This is a genomic window from Roseococcus suduntuyensis, from assembly GCF_014196305.1.
In the GTDB taxonomy this organism is placed as follows: Bacteria; Pseudomonadota; Alphaproteobacteria; order Acetobacterales; family Acetobacteraceae; genus Roseococcus; species Roseococcus suduntuyensis.
In genome coordinates this window covers 48,063-65,921 of the sequence record NZ_JACIDJ010000003.1, presented here as the reverse complement: position 1 = coordinate 65,921, position 17,859 = coordinate 48,063, and the positions used below count along the sequence as shown (strand labels likewise).

The following is a 17,859-nucleotide window of genomic DNA, read 5'->3' as shown; positions in this document are numbered from 1 at the left end:
CCTCCGGGGGTGGACGCTCACAGCGCCTCGATGCGGATCATGGCGGGGGGTTCCACCACGGTGGGAAGGCCAGCGAGGCGGGTGAGCGCCTGGCTCATCTGCGCTTCCTCGCATTCATGGGTGACGAGCACGACCGGCACCGCCTCGCCCGGCGCGCGGCCGCGCTGGAGCATGGATTCGAGGCTGATGCGCGCATCGCGCAGCACCGCCGTCACGTCCGCGATGACGCCCGGCTGGTCGAGCACCATCAGCCGCAGGTAGTAGGCGCCGCGATGCGCCGCCATGGGCAAGGCGGGTGAGGCGTCGAGCGTCTCGGACGCCGCGCCCCAGAGCGGGGCCGTGCGTCCGCGCGCGAGGTCAATGATGTCCGCCACCACGGCGCTGGCCGTGGGGCCGGCGCCGGCGCCCCTGCCCTGCAGCACCACGCGGCCCACCGCATCGCCCTCCGCCAGGACGGCGTTGAACACGCCCTCCACGGCCGCGAGCGGGCTTGCTTCCGGCACCATGCAGGGATGGACGCGCGCGGTGACGCCGCCCTTCTCCTGCGAGGCGATGCCCAGCAGCTTGATCCGGTAGCCAAGTTCGCCCGCCAGCGCGATGTCGAGTGCGGAGACGTGGCGGATGCCCTCGATGTGCAGCGCGTCCAGGTCCACCGGCCGTCCGAAGGCGAGTGCGGCCAGGATGGCGAGCTTGTGCGCCGCGTCCACGCCGTCGATGTCGAAGCCCGGGTCGGCCTCGGCATAGCCCAGTTCCTGCGCGGTCTTGAGCACGGTGGCGAAGGGCAGGCCCTTCACGCGCATCTCGGTCAGGATGTAGTTGCAGGTGCCGTTCAGGATGCCGGCGACGCGGGTGATGCGGTTGGCGGCCAGCCCCTCGCGCAGGGCCTTGATGGCGGGGATGCCTCCGGCCACCGCGGCCTCATAGGCAAGCGTGGCGCCCGTCTTCTCCACCAGCCGCGCCAGCGCCACGCCGTGGGTGGCCAGCAGCGCCTTGTTGGCGGTGACCACCGGCCGGCCGGCGGCGAGCGACGCCTCGACCAGCGCGCGCGCCGGGCCTTCCGAGCCGCCCATCACCTCCACCACGGCATCCAGCCCGGGCGCGGTGGCGAGTTCCACCGGGTCGTCATGCCAGGCGAGGCCGTCCAGCGACACGCCACGGTCCCGCCCGCGGTCGCGCGCCGAGACGGCCACCACCTCGATGGGCCGGCCCGCGCGGGCGGTGATGAGGTCCGCATTGGCACGCAGCAGGGAGACCACGCCGGCGCCGACGGTGCCGAGCCCCGCCACGCCGAGTTTGAGGGGGGACGTCATGCCTTGATCTGTTCCTCGACGGGGGCGGCCCCAATGGGTCCTACATTGTCCCCCTGCAAAAATGTCCGGATGCCGCGCAGCGCCTGGCGGATGCGCTGGCTGTTCTCGACCAGCGCGATGCGGACATGTCCGTCGCCATGCTCGCCGAAACCGACACCGGGGGCGACGGCGACCTTGGCCTTCTCCAGCAGCAGCTTGGAGAAACCGACCGAGCCGAGGTCACGGAAGCGCTCCGGAATGGGCGCCCAGAGGAACATGGAGCCCTCGCAGGGGGGCACGTCCCAACCGGCCTGTTGCAGCCCCTTCACCAGCACGTCGCGCCGTTCGCGGTACAGCGCCCGCATCTCCGCCACGCAATCCTGGGGGCCGTTGAGCGCCGCCGCCGCCGCCACCTGGATGGGCGTGAAGGCGCCGTAGTCCAGGTAGGACTTCACCCGCGCCAGCGCCGAGATCAGCCGCGGGTTGCCGGCGGCGAAGCCCATGCGCCAGCCCGGCATGTTGTAGGTCTTGGAGAGGCTGGTGAATTCCACCGTGCAATCCATCGCCCCCGGGATTTCCAGAACGGAAGGCGGCGGGTTCGCTTCGTCGAAATAGAGTTCTGCGTAGGCCAGGTCGCTCAATATGAACAACTCGTGCTGCCGCGCGATCCGCACCAGCTCCTTGTAGAATTCGCGGCTCGCCAGCAGCGCCGTCGGGTTGGACGGGAAATTCACGATCAGCGCGGTGGGCTTGGGCACCGAATGCTTCACCGCGCGGGTGATCGCCTCCAGCATCGCGTCATCGGGCGTGTAGGGGATGGAGCGCGCGGTGGCGCCGGCGATGATGAAGCCGAACTGATGGATGGGGTAGGACGGGTTCGGCACCAGGATGGTGTCGCCCGGAGAGGTGATGGCCTGGGCCAGGTTCGCCAGCCCCTCCTTGGAGCCCAGCGTCGCGACCACCTCCGTCTCCGGGTCCAGCTTCACGCCGAAGCGGCGGGCATAGTAGCCGGCCAGGGCCTTGCGCAGCCCGGGGATGCCCTTGGACATGGAATAGCGGTGCGTGCGCGGGTCCTGCACCGCCTCGATCAGCTTGGCCACGATATGCGGCGGCGTGGGGCTGTCGGGGTTGCCCATGCCGAGGTCCACGATGTCCTCCGCGGCGGCCCGGGCCTTGGCCTTGGCCGTGTTCACCTCGGCGAAGACATAGGGCGGCAGGCGGCGGATGCGGTGGAATTCCTCGGCCATGGGTGGCCACTCCTCGGTCGGGCGGGCGCGGGGCCTGCCGGGCTAGGCCCGCGGGCGCGGACCATTGGCGGTTGATGATGGGGCGGGTGTAGCGGAGTCGTGGCAGTGCGTCATCCGCCCCGCAGGTTCGGCGGCGGCGGGGCCAGGAGCTCCGGCGTGGGCGGCGGCGGCGGGGCGCCGGGCTCGGGCTGGGGCAGCGGCGGCAGCGCGGGCTCGGGCGCCGCCCCGCGCGCGGGCCCCCAGGGCACGCCCGGCGCGCGCACCAGGCGTGGCGGGGGCGGCGGGCCGGCGGGGATGGGCGGGTTGCCCGGCGAGGCGGCCGCGGCGCGGGGCGCATCGTCCCGGCCCTCGGGCAGCGGGGCGGCGGCGGCGTCGCGCGTGCCCTCCAGCCCGCGCAGGATGGCGTTGCGCGTGGCCAGATCCGGCCGGTTGGGCACGGGCGGCACGCTGGCCAGGTTGGGCGTGGGCTGGTCGAGGCCCGGGGGCGGCAGCCGCCCATCCAGGCTCGCCCCCGTCGCGTCCCGCCAGAGGGACAGGGGGTTGCCGCGCTCGGGCAGCGCGCCGCAGCCGGGCAGCAGCAGCGCCAGCAGGGCGAGCCCCGGCAGGGCTTTGGCAGGCATGGTCTGGCGCGGCACGCGTTGTCCCCTCCGACGTCTCCTGCCTGGATAAAGCAGATCGCGGCACGCCGGAATGCACCGCGAAACTCGCGCGGCGCTCGGAAAGGGCCTATTCTGCGCGGCAAGACGACGGCCCCGGCCACGGGACCCCGCCCATAGGACCTCGAATGACCGAAAAGCCCGGCGACCCGATGCCAGACTTCCGCCTGCCCGACCCCCGCCTCGTCACCCGCACCATGGCCGAGGTGGCCGAGCGCAGCCAGCGCATCGTGGGCGACTTCCTGAAGCGCCAGGCCGAGACCGACGCCAACCCGGACCCGCTGAACATCGGCGGCGCCTTCATGGAGATGACGAGCCGCCTGATGGCCAACCCGGCCAAGCTGATGGAGGCGCAGCTCGGCTTCTGGCAGGACTACATCACGCTCTGGTCGCACACCGCGCGGCGCATGATGGGGGGCGACCCCGGCCCCGTCATCGAGGAGCCCCGGGGCGACCGGCGCTTCAAGGACGATGCCTGGCGCGAGAACGAGGTGTTCGACTTCATCCGCCAATCCTACCTGCTGGCGGCGCGCTATTTCACCACGGCGGTGAACAGCGCCGACGGGCTGGACGAGAAGACCGCCCAGAAGGTGGATTTCTACACGCGGCAATTCGTGGACGCGATGAGCCCCGCGAACTTCGTCCTGACCAACCCAGAGGTCCTGCGCCGCACGGCCGAGACGGGCGGGACCAACCTGCTCAAGGGCCTCTCCAACCTGCTGGCCGACCTGGAGCGCGGCAAGGGCAAGCTGCGCATCCGCATGACGGATGACAGCAAGTTCCGCGTGGGCGAGAACATCGCCGTCACCCCGGGCCAGGTCGTCTTCCAGAACGACCTGATGCAGCTGATCCAGTACAACCCCACGACCGAGACGGTGCTGAAGCGCCCGCTGGTGATCTTTCCGCCCTGGATCAACAAGTTCTACATCCTGGACCTGCGGCCCAAGAACAGCTTCATCCGCTGGGCGGTGGACCAGGGGCACACGGTCTTCGTCGCCTCCTGGGTGAACCCCGACGAGAGCCTGGCCGACAAGGGCTTCGACGACTACATGCGCGAGGGCGTGCTGGCCGCGCTGGATGCCATCGAGGCCGCGACGGGCGAGCGCGAGGTGAATGCCATCGGCTATTGCCTGGGCGGCACGCTGCTGGCGACCACCCTCGCCCACATGGCCGCACGCCGCGACAACCGCATCAAGTCCGCCACCTATTTCGTGACGCTGACGGATTTCGAGAAGCCGGGCGAACTCGGCGTCTTCATTGACGAGGAGCAACTGACGGCCCTCGAAGGCAAGATGGACAAGCGCGGCTTCCTGGATGGCCGCGAGATGGCCACCACCTTCAACATGCTGCGCGCCAACGACCTGATCTGGTCCTTCGTGGTGAACAACTACCTGATGGGCCAGGACCCCTTCCCCTTCGACCTGCTCTACTGGAACGACGACAGCACGCGCATGCCGGCGAAGATGCACAGCTTCTACCTGCGCCGGATGTACCAGCAGAATGACCTGATCAAGCCGAACGTGCTGGAACTGCTGGGCACCAAGATCGACCTGCGCAAGATCAAGGTGCCGACCTACATGATCTCGACGCGCGAGGACCACATCGCGCCCTGGAAGAGCACCTATCGCGGCACGCAAATCTATGGCGGCAAGGTGCGCTTCGTCCTCGCGGCGTCCGGTCATATCGCCGGCGTGGTGAACCCGCCCGACTCCGGCAAGTACAGCCACTGGATCAACGAAGACCTGCCGCCCGACCCCGAGGCCTGGCTGGCCGGTGCCACGGAGCTGGCCGGAAGCTGGTGGCCGGATTGGCACCGCTGGGCCAGCGCCATGGACAACACGCAGGTGCCCGCGCGCAAGCCGGGGGATGGGCAGCTCAAGCCCATCGAGGCCGCGCCGGGCAGCTATGTGCGGGTGATGGCGGTGGACTGAAGGGGCTGCGCGGCCGATTCACGCCCCGGCTGCGCCGGGACGATCGGACGCGGTGGAACCTTTGCGCGGCCGATTCACGTCCCGGCTGCACCGGGACGATCGGACGCGGTGGAATCTTCGCGCGGCCGATTCACGCCCCGGCTGCGCCGGGACGATCGGACGCGTCAGAGCGGCGGGCCGGCCAGCCCCATCCAGTTCAACACCCCCACCGGCTCGGCGCCCACGGGGCCGCCGAGGCCCCGTCCGGCGAAGCCCTGTTGGCGCTCCAGTTCCTCGCGCAGCGCGGGCAGGGCCAGGGCCGCGCCAGGGCGGGGTCCCGGCTGGCGCAGACGTGCCAGCGCATCGGGACGCACGCGCAGGAAGACCGGCGAAGTCATGGCCTGCTGCACCGCCGCCGCGTCATTGGCCTGCAGAGCGCGCGAGGCGGCCAGCAGTGCCTGAACCACCTGCTCGGGCGTCGCATCGGGCGAGATGGCCAGCGCCGCGCGGCTCTCATCCACCGCGCGTTGCAGGGCAAAGCGGTGCGAGGAGGGAAGATTCGCCAGCCGGTAGCCCGCCCGCGTCTCGCCTGAAAGCCATTCCAGCCGGGCGGCGGCATGCGCGGCCTCGACCGGGCGGTTGTCACGCGCCGTCTCGGGCGCGGTGGCATCGGCCACGGCGAGGTCCAGGATGGCGCTGAGCGGCGTCACCACCCGCCCGTCCGACAATTCGGCCGCGGGTTCGGGCACGGCCGGGCGGCGCGCCTCGGCGCAGCCCGCCAGCAGCGCCGCCATGGCAAGGACGCCCAGCGCGCGCATCAGCGGTGGCGGCCCAGGCTTGAGACACTGCGGGGCACCTCGATCTGCCGGTCGAGCGACAAGCGGGCCATCTCGGCGGCGCGGGCCGTCTGCGGCAGGGGTGGCAGGGCGGCGAGGCGCCCCAGCGTGGCCTCGGGCCCGGCGGTGAAGGCGGGCGAGGCGAGCGCCGCCCCTGCCCTGCCCGGCTCATTGGCCGAAAGCGCCGCCGAGGCGGCCAGCAGGCCATCGATCACGCCCTGCGCGGGCGCGGCCTCGGCCACGCCCAGGGCGGCCCGCCATTCGCGGCGCGCGGCAAGAAGCTGCAGCTCCGTCATCCCGTCCAGCCGGATGCTCATCAACTGGTCCTGCGGGAGGGCCACGGTGATGTATTCCATGTTGGCCAGGGCCCGCGCGGCCGCCGCCGGCCGGCCCTGAAGCTGGCCGGGCCGGGCGAAGGTGCCGCTGGCGGCGAAGATCGCGCCGCGCGTGGGGTCGCCCGCGCCGAGCAGATAATTGCTGGGCATGGTTGCGGTTTCGGGGGGTGTGACGCCCGCGCAGGCGGCGAGCGCCAGCGGCAGGAGCATGATCAGGGCGCGGCGCTTCTGGGTCATGGGCTGTGCATCTCCGGTTCCAGGAGGGGGGCGAGCGAGGCACGGTGCCGCCCGGAAAGCTCCACATAGTGCTTCGCCGTCGTGTCGAAACCCGCCCGCTGCTCGACCGTCAGAACACGGACCAGTTTCGCGGGGTTGCCCATCCAGAGTTCCAGCGCGCCGATGCGCTTGCCCGGCGGCAGCACCGACCCCGCGGCCAGCACGCCGCCCGCCTCCACCACCGCGTCATCCAGCACGGTGGCGCCCATGCCGACGAAGGCGCGGTCCTCCAGCTTGCAGGCGTGGATGATGGCGGCATGGCCCACCGTGACATCGGCGCCAATGATGGTGGACTGCCGTCCGGCATTCACATGGATGATGGTGCCGTCCTGGATATTGGTGCGCGGCCCGATGCGGATGACGTTCGTGTCGCCGCGCAGCACGCAATGATACCAGATATTGGCGCCGGCCTCGATCTCGACATCGCCGATCACGGCCGCGGTGGGCGCCACCCAGGCCTCTGGATGCACCAGCGGACGCTTGCCTTCGAAGGGATAGAGAGGACCCATGCGCGTTACTCCGCTGCCTGTTGCGTGGCACCGGGCAGCGTGGTCTGCACCGCGACGCCCAGCATCAATCCGATATTCTGCACCGCCGCCCCCGAGGCACCCTTGCCCAAATTGTCGTAGCGGGCCGTCAGCACCGCCTGGCCGCGCCTGGCGTTGCCATGCACGCGCAGCTCGATGCCATTGGTGTTGTTGAGCGCCTGGGGTTCGAGCTTGGCGCCCGCCTCGGCCGGGACCACGCGCACATGCTCGGCGCCGGCATAGCGAAGGCGGAGGGCGTCCTCCAGCGCGGCGGGGTCCGGGCGGCCGGGCAGCAGGTCGAGATGGAGCGGGATGCTGTCGATCATGCCCTGGCGGAAATCCCCGACCGAGGGCACGAAGATGGGCCGGCGCGTCAGCCCGGCATGGAGCTGCAGCTCGGCCACGTGCTTGTGCTCCAGCGTCAGGCCATACAGCTCGAAATCCGGCGCCGTGCGGGCCTCATAGGCCGCGATCATGGCGTTGCCGCCGCCCGAATAGCCCGAGACGGCGTTCACGCTGATGGGGTGGTCGGCCGGGATCAGCCCCGCCTCGACCAATGGCCGCAGCAGCAGGATGGCGCCGGTGGGGTAGCAGCCCGGGTTGGAGACGCGCGCGGCCGCCGCGATGCGGGCCGGCTGCTCGGGCGAGAGTTCGGCCAGGCCATACTCCCAATCGGCCGCCACGCGGTGGGCGGTGCTGGCGTCCAGCAGCTTGGGCGCGCGCGCGCCCAGCGAGGCGGCCAGCGCGGCACTTTCCCGCGCCGCGTCATCGGGCAGGCAGAGGACCACCAGGTCCACCTCTTCCATCATGGCGCGGCGGGCCTCGGGGTCCTTCCGGCGCTCGGGCGCGATGGAACGGACCGTGACATTGGACAGCAATTCCAGACGCTGGCGGATTTGCAGCCCGGTGGTGCCGGCCTCGCCGTCAATGAAGATGCTGGGGGTCATGGGGCTTTCCTCTGCGCCAAGTCTGGACCGGAAGGGGCGAATAAGAAAGGGGCGGACCCTGGTGGGCCCGCCCCTTTCGGAAGGTATGACAGCCAGGAAGGCCGGCACTGACGCCGGGCCCCATGGTCTGTAGAGGGGCGATCAGCGCTTGCTGAACTGGAAGGAACGTCGCGCCTTCATCTTGCCGTACTTCTTGCGCTCGACCGCACGCGGGTCGCGCGTCAGGAAGCCGGCCTTCTTCAGGATGCCGCGCAGTTCCGGCTCATAGTTGGTCAGCGCGCGGGAGATGCCGTGGCGCACGGCGCCGGCCTGGCCGGACAGACCGCCGCCCACCACCGTCGCGATGACGTCGAAGGTCTGATAGCGGTCGGCCACCAGGAAGGGCTGGGTGATCAGCATCCGCAGCACCGGGCGCGCGAAATACTTCGACGCCGGCTTGTCGTTGATGGTGATGACGCCCTTGCCCGGCTTGATCCAGACGCGCGCCACGCTCTCCTTGCGGGAGCCGGTGGCGTAGGCGCGGCCCTGGGCGTCACGCTTCGGCTCGCGCTTCACGGCCTCGGCGGTGCCATCGGCGGCAGGGGTGCCCTGGACGAGGCTCTTGAGGTCGGCGAGGGAATTCGCCGTGGTCTGCTCGCTCATCTGGGTCAGGCCTTCTGCGCGCCAGGCGCGACATTCTTGCGGTTCATGGCCGCGACATCGAGGGCCACGGGCGACTGGCCGGCATGGGGATGATCGGTGCCGGCGTAGATGTGCAGGTTCTTCATCTGCTTCCGGCCGAGCGGCCCGCGGGTGATCATGCGCTCCACGGCCTTCTCGACCACGCGCTCGGGGTAGCGGCTCTCGAGGCGCTGGCGCAGGCTGCGGCCCTTCACGCCACCGGCATAGCCGGTGTGCCAGTAGAAGAATTCCTGCTCGGCCTTGTTGCCGGTCAGGCGCACCTTGTCGGCATTGATGATGACGACGTGGTCGCCACAATCCACATGCGGGGTGAATTGCGGCTTGTGCTTGCCGCGAAGCCGGTTGGCGACGATGGACGCGAGGCGGCCGAGAATGAGGCCGTCGGCGTCAATCACCCACCAGCCCTTCTGGACCTCCGCCGGCTTCAGCGAGCGGGTCTGTGTGCTGAGCATGATCTACCCTGGAATTGAAAAACCGAGGCCCATGTGCCCCAGGCGGCGCGCGAGGTCAAGCGCGGACTGGGTTTTTCGTGCGTGGTATCATCATACCGACGCGCGCGGCAATTCCTTGCATTTCCCCCGCCCGGCTTGGCAGGCTGCGTCTCAACCAAAAGAATCACCGGAGAAAACACGCATGTCCATCACCCGCCGCGCGGCGCTCGCCGCGCCACTGCTCGGCCTGTCCGGCGCCGCCCTCGCCCAGGCGCCGGGTGGCACGCATCTCATCATCCCCTATGCGGCGGGCGGCGCGTCGGACGTGGTGGGGCGCATCGCGCTGGACGGGATGGTGGCGCGTCTGGGCGGCAACGTCATCATGGAGCACCGGGCCGGCGCCTCCACCACCATCGCGGCGCGCCATGTGGCCCGCGCCCGGCCCGATGGCCACACCCTGCTGCTGGGCACCGTCGTCACCTTCACCATGGCGCCGCTCGCGCTGCGGGAGCCGGGCTTCGACCCGGTCAACGACTTCACCCACATGACCCAGACCTGCGAGGTGGAAAGCCTGATCGTGGCCAACCCCCGCCATGGCAGCCTGGAGGCGCTGATGGACGCCGCCCGCCGCCGCCCGGGGGAGCTCAGCTACGCGTCCTGGGGGGTGGGCACCTCCGCCCACCTGACCATGCTGGAGCTGCTGCGCCGCGCCAATCTCGACATGCTGCACGTGCCCTTCAACGGCGCGCCGGCGGCGCTGACCGAGGTGATTTCCGGCCGGGTGGACTGCATGGTGATCCTGGTCGCGGCTGGGCGCGGCCATGTGGAGGCGGGCCGCGTGAAGGCGCTGGCCTCGGTGATGACCGACCGCATCGCCGTCCTGCCCAATGTGCCGACGGTGGCCGAAATGGGCTTCCCTGGCTTCTCGGGCGGCGGGTGGTTCTCGGTGCAGGGGCCGCCGGGGATGGAGCCTGGCCTCGCCCGCCGCATCGGCACCGCGGTCAGCGATGCCTTCCACGATCCCGCCAACCAGGAACATATGCGAAACCGCGGCCTGGTGAAGGCCGAGCCGGGGCCGGAGGCGCTGGTGGCGCGCATCCGCCGCGAGCTGGAGCAGAACCGCGAATTGATGAGCCGCGCGGGCATCACGCCTGGGACCTGACCTTCGCAAGACGCGGCAGGCCATGCGGCGTTACACCTGCGGGACACCACCCAAGGGAGATGCCGCATGTTCAGCCACGTCACCTTCGGCACCAATGACCTCGCGCGGGCCGCCGCCTTCTACGATCCGCTGATGGCCCGGCTGGGGCTGCGGCGGATCGAGAGCGACCCCGGCCATGGCCTCATCGGCTATGGCACCCACCCGGAGGCCACGCCGCAATTCTACCTGATGAAGCCCTTCGACGGCGCGCCCGCCACCATCGGCAACGGCGCCATGGCCGCCTTCGAGGCGCAGGACCGCGCGACGGTGGACGACTTCCACCGCATCGCCCTCGAACATGGTGGGCATTGCGAGGGGCCGCCGGGGCTTCGCCCGCACTACCATCCCGACTACTACGGGACCTATGTCCGCGACCCGGACGGGAACAAGCTGTGCTGCGTGTGCCACCGCCCCGCATGAGGGGCATGAGGGAATGACCATGGAAGAGAAGAAGGGGCTGGCCCGGAACGCGGCCAACTACGGGGACCGGGAATTCGCGCTGTATTTGCGCCGCTCCTTCGCCAAGTCCATGGGCTATTCGCGCGAGGCGCTGGCGCGGCCGGTGGTGGGCATCGCCGACACGGGCAGCGACCTCAACAACTGCCACCGCACCGCGCCGGAGCTCATCGAGGCGGTGAAGCGCGGCGTGCTGATGGCCGGCGGGCTGCCGCTGAGCTTTCCCACCGTCAGCCTCTGCGAGCCCTACCTGAACCCCTGCTCCATGCACTACCGCAACCTCATGGCGCTCGACACCGAGGCGATGATCTCGGCCCAGCCCATGGATGCGGTGGTGCTGGTGGGGGGCTGCGACAAGACCGTGCCGGCCCAGCTCATGGCGGCCGCCAGCGCGGGCGTGCCGGCCGTGCAGCTCGTCACGGGGCCGATGAGCGCCAACCGTTTCCAGGGCGAGCGCCTGGCCGCCTGCACCGATTGCCGCCGCTACTGGGCCCGCTACCGCGCGGGCGAGGTGGATGAGGCGCGCATCGAGGAGGTGGAGGCGGCACTCGCCACCACCGCCGGCACCTGCGGCGTGATGGGCACGGCCAGCACCATGGCCTGCATCGCCGCCGTGCTGGGCTTCATGCCGCTGGAGGGGGCGAGCGTCCCCGCCGTCCATGCCGACCGGCTTCGCATCGCGGAGGAGGCGGGCGCCCAGGCCGTGCGCCTCATCCACAAGCCCGTGAAGCCCACCGAACTGCTGACGCCGCAGTCCATCGAGAACGCGCTGCGCGTGCTGCTGGCGCTGGGCGGGTCCACCAATGCGCTGGTGCACCTGGCGGCCATCGCGGGCCGCGCGGGGGTGGCGATCGACTACCACCGGCTGAACGAGCTCTCCGACACCACGCCGGTGCTGGTGGACCTCAAGCCCACCGGCGAGGGTTACATGGAGGATTTCCACTTCGCCGGCGGCATGAAGGCGCTGCTGCATGAGCTGCGGGACCTGCTGCACCTGGACTGCCCCGACCTCGACGGTGTCACGCTGGGCGAGCGGCTGGGTTCGGGCCCCGCCTATGTGGACCGCACCTACATCAAGGCGCGGGAGAACCCGGTCTCGCCGGTGGGCGGGCTGGTCGCGCTGCACGGTTCGCTGGCGCCGGAGGGCGCCATCCTGAAGCGTTCCGCCGCCACCCCTGCCCTGTTCGAGACCGAGGCGCGCTGCCTGGTCTTCGACGGGCTGGAGGATCTGGCGGCCCGCATTGACGACCCCGCGCTGGATGTGGAGCCGGGCGACATCATGATCCTGAAGGGGGCGGGACCGTTGTCCAGCGCCGGCATGCCCGAGGCCGGCTACCTGCCCATCCCGAAGAAGCTGGCCCGCCAGGGCGTGAAGGACATGGTGCGGATGAGCGATTGCCGCATGTCCGGGACCGCCTTCGGGACCGTGGTGCTGCACATCGCGCCCGAGGCGGTGGCCGGCGGGCCGCTCGCCCTGGTGGAAACCGGCGACCGCGTGCGGCTGTCGGTCGAGAAGCGCAGCCTGGACCTGCTGGTGGACGAGGCCACGCTGGCCGCCCGCCGCGCCCGCTGGACCCCGCCCGAGGCGCCCCGCCGCGGCTGGGACGCGCTGGTGCGGCGCGAGGTGACGCAGGCGCCGCAGGGGGCCGATCTGCGCTTCCTGCTGCCGGAGGGGCAATAGCGCCCGATCGGCTCCGGCGCAGCCGGGGCCGTGAATCGGTCGCGTGGCAATGCCCGCCCGATCGGCTCCGGCGCAGCCGGGGCCGTGAATCGGTCGCGTGGCAAAGCCCGCCCGATCGGCTCCGGCGCTGCCGGAGCCGTGAATCGGTCTTGGCAAGGAGCGTCCGGTCGGTTGCGGGACGCTGAGCCACGGCGAAAGCGCGTGCGACGCATGTCGCGCGCGCCGTAGCCGGCAACCAAAGGCCAGGGTTAGGCTTTCCTTCAGGCGACGGGCTGCCGACTCCATCCAGGGTCGCAGAACGGCCCGCGCCCGGAGGAAAATTGCCATGTCGCGGCACCTGTTCGCGGCCGTGCTGCTGCCATGCCTGGCGGCGGTGCCGGCCCATGCCGACCCGTTCCAGCCCTGCACCGTGACGCTGTTCACGGCCCAGCCCCGCAGCGGCGAGGAGGCGCTGAGCGAAGCGCGCCGCCAGATCGCCGCCCATCGCTGCGCCCCCGGCGACCCGCTGGTGGTGGTGGGCACGGGGTTCCAGCCCATGCTGCTCGCCGCCTCCTTGTGCCGGCGCGGGGCCTCGGTGCAAATCAGCGACATGCCCGACACCGAGGACCACACCCGCCAGGTGGATTGCGAACTGCCCGCACGGAGCACCCGCTGACGCTCGCCCTCATCGGGGCCAGCGGGCGGTCGGGGCGGGCGCTGGCCGCTGCCCTGCGCGAAGCGGGCCTGCCTTTCCGGCCCGTGCTGCGCGACGCCCTGAAGTGGACGGGGCCGGAGACGCCCTCCCTCGCCGACCTCACCGACCCGGCGGCGCTGGCCGCCGCGCTTGCGGGGGCGGAGGTGGTGGTCTCCACGGCCCATGCCCGCCACGCGCCCGCCATCCTGGCCGCGGCGCCGGCGGATGCGGCCTTCGTGCTGATGGGCTCGACCCGCCGCTTCTCGCGCTGGCCGGATGATCATGGCGATGGCGTGCGCGCGGGCGAGGCGGCCTTCCTCGCCTCCGGCCGGCCTGGCGTCATGCTGCACCCCACCATGATCTATGGCGCGGAGGGCGAGGACAATGTGCAGCGCCTGGCCGCCCTGATGCGCCGCCTGCCCGTATTGCCCCTGCCGCAGGGCGGGCGGGCGCTGGTGCAGCCCATCCATCAGGACGATGTCACCGCCTGCCTGCTGGCGGCGATGCGGCGCGCGCGCGGCATGGCGGGCGCGCTGGTCATCGCGGGGCCCGAAGCCCTGCCCTATCGCGACTTCTGCGCCGCCGTGGCCCGCGCGGCGGGAATGGCACCCCGCCCCGTTTTGCCCATCCCGGCCGGGGCGCTGATGGCCTTCGCCCCCCTCACCCGCGCCCTGCCCTTCCTGCCGCGCATCGGCCGCGACGAAATCCGCCGACTCACCGAGGACAAGGCCTTCGACATCGCGCCCATGCGCGCCACACTGGACATTGCGCCACGCCCCCTTGCCGCCGGGCTCAAACAGACGTTTTGATGGGGCAAAGTTGGAGTTCGCCCCATGCCCGTCCTCAACCGCATCGCCGAGTTCCACCCCGAGATGACGGAGTGGCGCCAGGATTTCCACCGCCACCCCGAGCTGGGCTTCGAGGAGGTCCGCACCAGCGGCATCGTGGCCGAGAAGCTGCGCGAATTCGGCTGTGACGAGGTCATCACCGGCATCGCCAAGACCGGCGTGGTCGGCGTGATCCATGGCGCGAAGGGCCCGACCGGCCGCGCCATCGGCCTGCGCGCCGACATGGACGCCCTGCCCATCCATGAGGCGACAGGCCTGCCGCACGCCTCCACCATCCCCGGCAAGATGCACGCCTGCGGCCATGACGGGCACACCGCCATGCTGCTGGGTGCGGCCAAATACCTGGCCGAGACCCGCAATTTCGACGGCAGCGTCTATGTCATCTTCCAGCCGGCGGAAGAGGGCGGCGGCGGCGGCGGCGTCATGGTGCAGGAAGGCCTGTTCACCCGCTTCCCCATGGAGCGCGTCTTCGGCCTGCACAACTGGCCGGGAGCCCCCGCGGGCACCTTCCTATGGCGCGAGGGGCCGGTCATGGCGGCGGTGGCGGGGCTGGAGATCACCGTCACGGGGAAAGGCGGCCATGGCGCCCTGCCCTTCCAGACCGTGGACCCCATCGTGGCCTCGGCCGCCATCATCCAGGCGCTGCAGACCATCGTGGCGCGGAACATGGACGCGGCCGATGCGGGCGTCATCACCATCGGCAGCATCCATGCGGGCGAGGCCGGCAACGTCATCCCCGAGGTGGTGAAGATGACCGGCACCGCCCGCTGGTTCCTCCCCGAGGTGGGTGACCTGCTGGAGCGCCGCTTCAAGGAGATCGTGACCGGGGTGGCCGCGAGCCTCGGCGCCACGGCCGAGCCCGTCTTCCGCCGTGCCTACCCCGCCACCATCAACGAGGGCGACAGCACGCGCCTCGCCGTCCGCGCCGCCGAGACCATCGCGGGTGCGGCCGCCGTGCAGCACATGGACAAGCCCACCATGGGCGCGGAGGACTTCGCCTTCATGCTGGAGGCCAAGGCCGGCAGCTACCTCATGCTGGGCGGCGGGCGCGGCGCGAACGACGCTTCCGTCCATCACCCGCTCTACGACTTCAACGACGAAATCCTGCCCATGGGCGCCTCCTACTGGGCCACGCTGGCCGAGCAGCTTCTCCCCCGTGAGTGAGACGCGGACACCGACCCGGGCGGAACTCTTCCTGGGCTATGCGAAGATGGGGCTGCTGGGCTTCGGCGGCGTCGCCGCCTGGTCGCGCCACGTCATCGTCGAGGAACGCCGCTGGCTGACCGAGCGCGAATACGCCGAAATCCTGGGGATGGGGCAGATCCTGCCCGGGCCCAATGTGGGCAATGCCTCGGTGATGATCGGGCGGCGCTTCCATGGGCTGGTGGGCGCGCTGCTGGCCACCTCGGGCCTCTATATCGGGCCGCTGACGGTGCTGATGGGCCTCGCTTTGCTCTATGACAACTTCGCCGAGGCGCCGGGCGTCGCTTCCTTCATGCACGGCATCGCGGCCGCGGCCGCCGGCATGGTGATCGCGACCGCGCTCAAGATGGGGCAGAATTTGCGCCCGCCGCCGGAACTCATCGCGATCGGCATCGCGGCGCTGGTGGCCGCCGCCTTCCTGCGCCTGCCGCTGCTGCTGATCGTGTTCAGCCTGGCGCCCGTCGGCATCTGGCTCTCCATCCGCCGGGCCTACCGGGAGACCCCCGCGAAATGACCCTGCTGCTGCAGATCTTCCTGGCCTTCGCCACGCTCTCCCTCGTCGCCGTGGGTGGCGCCACCGCCGTGCTGCCCGAGATGCACCGCCTGCTGGTGGTGGTGCATGGCTGGATGGACGACGCGACCTTCACCCAGCTCTTCGCCCTGGCCCAGGCCGCGCCCGGCCCCAACATCCTGGCCGCCTCGCTGATGGGGTGGAACATCGCAGGCATCGGCGGGCTGGCGATGGCGACGCTGGGCATGCTGATGCCGGCGGCCATCCTCGCCTGGTATGTGGCCGGCGCCACCCACCGCCTGCGCGGCGCGCGCTGGCTCAAGCCCGCGCAGTTCGGCCTCGTGCCCATCGCCGTCGGCCTCATCGGCGCCTCGGGCATCACCCTCGCCCGCGCCGCCACGACCGGATGGCTGACCTGGGTGATCCTCGCCATCTCCTTCGTCTTCGTGTGGCGCACGAAATACTCGCCCCTCTGGGTGCTGGCCGGCGGCGGCGCGCTGGGCGTGGCGCTGCTGTAGGGTGCGCCGCGGGGGACGCTGTCCCCCGCACCCCCTGCCAGAGGCCGAGGGCCTCTGGACACCCATTCGATTGTTGGGGTTTTCGGGAGGGGGCATGTCGTGCCCTTGATCCAGGGCGCGCGTGTGACGCCCCCTCCCGCAAACCCCAAAACTGACGGTTTCCAAAGGCCATGGCCTTTGGCAGGTGGGGTGTGGGGAGGACAGCGTCCTCCCCGCGGCACCCCCTCAGCTGCCCACTTTCAGCGTGCTGGTCAGGCCGCGCAGGCAGGCCAGGATGGACAGAGGGGTGATCTTGCCGGTGCGGGGGTTTTCCTCGCTGGGCACGTTCTCGATGGTCATGGTGAGGCGCGCCGAGGCCGCTTCCACGCGGATGGTGTGGGTGTTGCGGGTGACATGCGGATCGGCCCAGATCTCGATCATGGTCTTCCGCGGGCCGATGCCGGCGAGGGCCAGGGCGGCGGCCACGTTGACGTTGGCGGGGAAGCCCTGGGCCGCGTCGAAGGCGTTGCCCTTGAAGACGAGCTTCTTCTCATCGGTCACGGCCAGCACGTCGATCTTGTGCTGTTCGAGATAGGGCGCGCCGACCAGGCCGCGCGGCGGCTTGCGCGTCTCGATGGTGACGGAGGCGACGTCGCCCTCGGCCGCGGCGCGCACGGCATCAAGGCCCAGCAGCGCGCCGGTGGGCACGATGATCCGAGCGCCGGTGCGGCGCGCTTCCTCCACCAGGTGCATCCGCGGCAGCAGCGCCCCGCAGGAGGAGGGCACGAAGATGCGCCCCTTGGCGATGGCGGCCTTGGCCACTTCCTCGAAGATGGAGGCGGGGGCCGCTTCCACCACGATATCGGCCTCCGCGAGGCCGGCCAGGTCCGTGATGGCGGGCATCTTGCGGAAGCCCGAGAGGTTGGCGCGCGCCTTGTCATGGTCGCGCGCGGCGACGGAATGCAGGCTCAGCCCTTCCACGCCCGCGTCCAGCGCGCGGGCGAGGTGCAGGCCGATGGCGCCGAGGCCGGCGATGCCGACGGTGAGGGTGCGGGACATGGGCGGGTTCCTCCGGCGAATGTGTCGCCGGGGTTGATGCCCGCCCATCGCCGCGCCGGCAAGGGCGGGAGGTCAGTCCTCCTTGAAGCCGTAGGCCGGGATGCCCTGCTCGTTGCCGTAGTATTTGTAGGGCAGGAACTTGCCGGTCATCTCGATCTTCACGCGGTCGCCCTTCTCATGGGCCATGCGCTCGAAGTGGAAGTCGAAGTCGATGGCGGACATGATGCCATCCCCGAACTCCTCCTCGATCAGTGCCTTCCAGGCGGGGCCGTTGACCATCACCATCTCGTAGAAGCGGTAGATCAGCGGGTCGGTGGGGGGCATCGCGGTGCCGCGGTAAGGCACTTCGTTCAGCATGCGTTCCTCGACCTCCGACAGGCCGAAGAGCTTGGCGGCCTTGGCGGCCAGCGGCTTCACGAGCTTCATTTGGCCCAGCAGCGCCCCCACGATGAGGGTGGGCGACATTCCGCCGATCTCCTCGCAGATATACTTCCAGGTCCAGTTCTTCTCCCGCTTGATGTCGAGAATTTTCTCCGTGAGCTGCGAGCGAGTCATGTTTGTGCCCTCAAACGCCGGGCGCGCGCTGCGCGCGCTT

Annotated in this window: 20 protein-coding genes; 9 read left to right on the top strand and 11 right to left on the bottom strand. The window is 70.7% G+C overall.

The window, feature by feature from the left end:
• Positions 1-17: 17 nt before the first annotated feature.
• The 3 genes from GGQ83_RS10385 to GGQ83_RS10375 form a co-directional block, all read right to left on the bottom strand.
• The gene (locus tag GGQ83_RS10385; RefSeq protein WP_184383741.1) at positions 18-1,310 is read right to left on the bottom strand and encodes a homoserine dehydrogenase; all 1,293 of its coding nucleotides are present in this window, start codon (positions 1,308-1,310) and stop codon (positions 18-20) included.
• Positions 1,307-2,536 (bottom strand): LL-diaminopimelate aminotransferase, encoded by a 1,230-nt coding sequence (locus GGQ83_RS10380; RefSeq protein WP_184383740.1) that lies wholly within the window; start codon positions 2,534-2,536, stop codon positions 1,307-1,309. Before GGQ83_RS10380 ends, GGQ83_RS10385 begins: the two co-directional genes overlap by 4 nt.
• Positions 2,537-2,646: 110 nt before the next feature.
• Positions 2,647-3,171: a hypothetical protein gene (locus tag GGQ83_RS10375; protein WP_184383739.1), complete on the bottom strand. Its 525-nt coding sequence runs from the start codon at positions 3,169-3,171 to the stop codon at positions 2,647-2,649.
• Between the two features lie 149 nt (positions 3,172-3,320).
• Between GGQ83_RS10375 and GGQ83_RS10370 the strand changes: the two genes are divergently transcribed.
• A complete protein-coding gene (locus GGQ83_RS10370; RefSeq protein WP_184383738.1) occupies positions 3,321-5,123 on the top strand; it encodes a PHA/PHB synthase family protein in 1,803 nt (600 codons plus the stop codon).
• Between the two features lie 164 nt (positions 5,124-5,287).
• On the opposite strand, the gene GGQ83_RS10365 is transcribed toward GGQ83_RS10370, so the two are convergent.
• From GGQ83_RS10365 to rplM, 6 genes are all read right to left on the bottom strand, one after another.
• Positions 5,288-5,920, bottom strand: a complete 633-nt coding sequence (locus GGQ83_RS10365; RefSeq protein ID WP_184383737.1) for a hypothetical protein — start codon at positions 5,918-5,920, stop codon at positions 5,288-5,290.
• Positions 5,920-6,510 carry a hypothetical protein gene (locus GGQ83_RS10360; RefSeq protein WP_184383736.1) on the bottom strand — a complete coding sequence of 197 codons (591 nt, stop codon included), beginning with the start codon at positions 6,508-6,510 and terminating at the stop codon, positions 5,920-5,922. The genes GGQ83_RS10365 and GGQ83_RS10360 overlap by 1 nt, the downstream gene beginning before the upstream one ends.
• Positions 6,507-7,058: a gamma carbonic anhydrase family protein gene (locus GGQ83_RS10355; protein ID WP_184383735.1), complete on the bottom strand. Its 552-nt coding sequence runs from the start codon at positions 7,056-7,058 to the stop codon at positions 6,507-6,509. The genes GGQ83_RS10360 and GGQ83_RS10355 overlap by 4 nt, the downstream gene beginning before the upstream one ends.
• A 5-nt stretch (positions 7,059-7,063) precedes the next feature.
• A complete protein-coding gene (gene argC, locus GGQ83_RS10350) occupies positions 7,064-8,023 on the bottom strand; it encodes an N-acetyl-gamma-glutamyl-phosphate reductase (RefSeq protein ID WP_184383734.1) in 960 nt (319 codons plus the stop codon).
• A gap of 141 nt (positions 8,024-8,164) precedes the next feature.
• Positions 8,165-8,665, bottom strand: a complete 501-nt coding sequence (gene rpsI, locus GGQ83_RS10345; RefSeq protein ID WP_184383733.1) for a 30S ribosomal protein S9 — start codon at positions 8,663-8,665, stop codon at positions 8,165-8,167.
• Positions 8,666-8,670: 5 nt separating this feature from the next.
• Complete coding sequence (gene rplM / locus GGQ83_RS10340; protein ID WP_184383732.1) at positions 8,671-9,156, bottom strand: 50S ribosomal protein L13; 486 nt, start codon at positions 9,154-9,156, stop codon at positions 8,671-8,673.
• A gap of 181 nt (positions 9,157-9,337) precedes the next feature.
• On the opposite strand from rplM, the gene GGQ83_RS10335 reads away from it, so the two are divergent.
• The 8 genes from GGQ83_RS10335 (at position 9,338) to GGQ83_RS10305 (ending at position 16,226) form a co-directional block, all read left to right on the top strand.
• The gene (locus GGQ83_RS10335; protein ID WP_184383731.1) at positions 9,338-10,297 is read left to right on the top strand and encodes a Bug family tripartite tricarboxylate transporter substrate binding protein; all 960 of its coding nucleotides are present in this window, start codon (positions 9,338-9,340) and stop codon (positions 10,295-10,297) included.
• Between the two features lie 66 nt (positions 10,298-10,363).
• The gene (locus GGQ83_RS10330) at positions 10,364-10,756 is read left to right on the top strand and encodes a VOC family protein (RefSeq protein WP_184383730.1); all 393 of its coding nucleotides are present in this window, start codon (positions 10,364-10,366) and stop codon (positions 10,754-10,756) included.
• A gap of 19 nt (positions 10,757-10,775) precedes the next feature.
• On the top strand, positions 10,776-12,473 hold the full coding sequence (locus tag GGQ83_RS10325) for a dihydroxy-acid dehydratase (protein WP_242535055.1): 1,698 nt from the start codon (positions 10,776-10,778) through the stop codon (positions 12,471-12,473).
• 325 nt (positions 12,474-12,798) lie between these two features.
• Positions 12,799-13,128, top strand: coding sequence for a hypothetical protein (locus tag GGQ83_RS20140; protein WP_242535054.1), 330 nt, complete (start codon positions 12,799-12,801; stop codon positions 13,126-13,128).
• Positions 13,098-13,955 (top strand): SDR family oxidoreductase, encoded by an 858-nt coding sequence (locus GGQ83_RS10320; protein ID WP_242535053.1) that lies wholly within the window; start codon positions 13,098-13,100, stop codon positions 13,953-13,955. Before GGQ83_RS20140 ends, GGQ83_RS10320 begins: the two co-directional genes overlap by 31 nt.
• A gap of 24 nt (positions 13,956-13,979) precedes the next feature.
• On the top strand, positions 13,980-15,158 hold the full coding sequence (locus tag GGQ83_RS10315) for a M20 aminoacylase family protein (protein WP_184383727.1): 1,179 nt from the start codon (positions 13,980-13,982) through the stop codon (positions 15,156-15,158).
• The gene (locus tag GGQ83_RS10310) at positions 15,151-15,711 is read left to right on the top strand and encodes a chromate transporter (RefSeq protein ID WP_184383726.1); all 561 of its coding nucleotides are present in this window, start codon (positions 15,151-15,153) and stop codon (positions 15,709-15,711) included. The genes GGQ83_RS10315 and GGQ83_RS10310 overlap by 8 nt, the downstream gene beginning before the upstream one ends.
• Positions 15,708-16,226, top strand: coding sequence for a chromate transporter (locus GGQ83_RS10305; protein WP_184383725.1), 519 nt, complete (start codon positions 15,708-15,710; stop codon positions 16,224-16,226). Before GGQ83_RS10310 ends, GGQ83_RS10305 begins: the two co-directional genes overlap by 4 nt.
• A gap of 225 nt (positions 16,227-16,451) precedes the next feature.
• Here the strand turns inward: GGQ83_RS10305 and GGQ83_RS10300 are convergent, their stop codons facing one another.
• Entirely contained in the window at positions 16,452-17,264 is an 813-nt protein-coding gene (locus tag GGQ83_RS10300) for an aspartate dehydrogenase (protein ID WP_184383724.1), read from the bottom strand.
• Between the two features lie 72 nt (positions 17,265-17,336).
• Positions 17,337-17,819 (bottom strand): cyanase, encoded by a 483-nt coding sequence (gene cynS, locus GGQ83_RS10295; RefSeq protein ID WP_184383723.1) that lies wholly within the window; start codon positions 17,817-17,819, stop codon positions 17,337-17,339.
• Positions 17,820-17,859 lie beyond the last annotated feature (40 nt).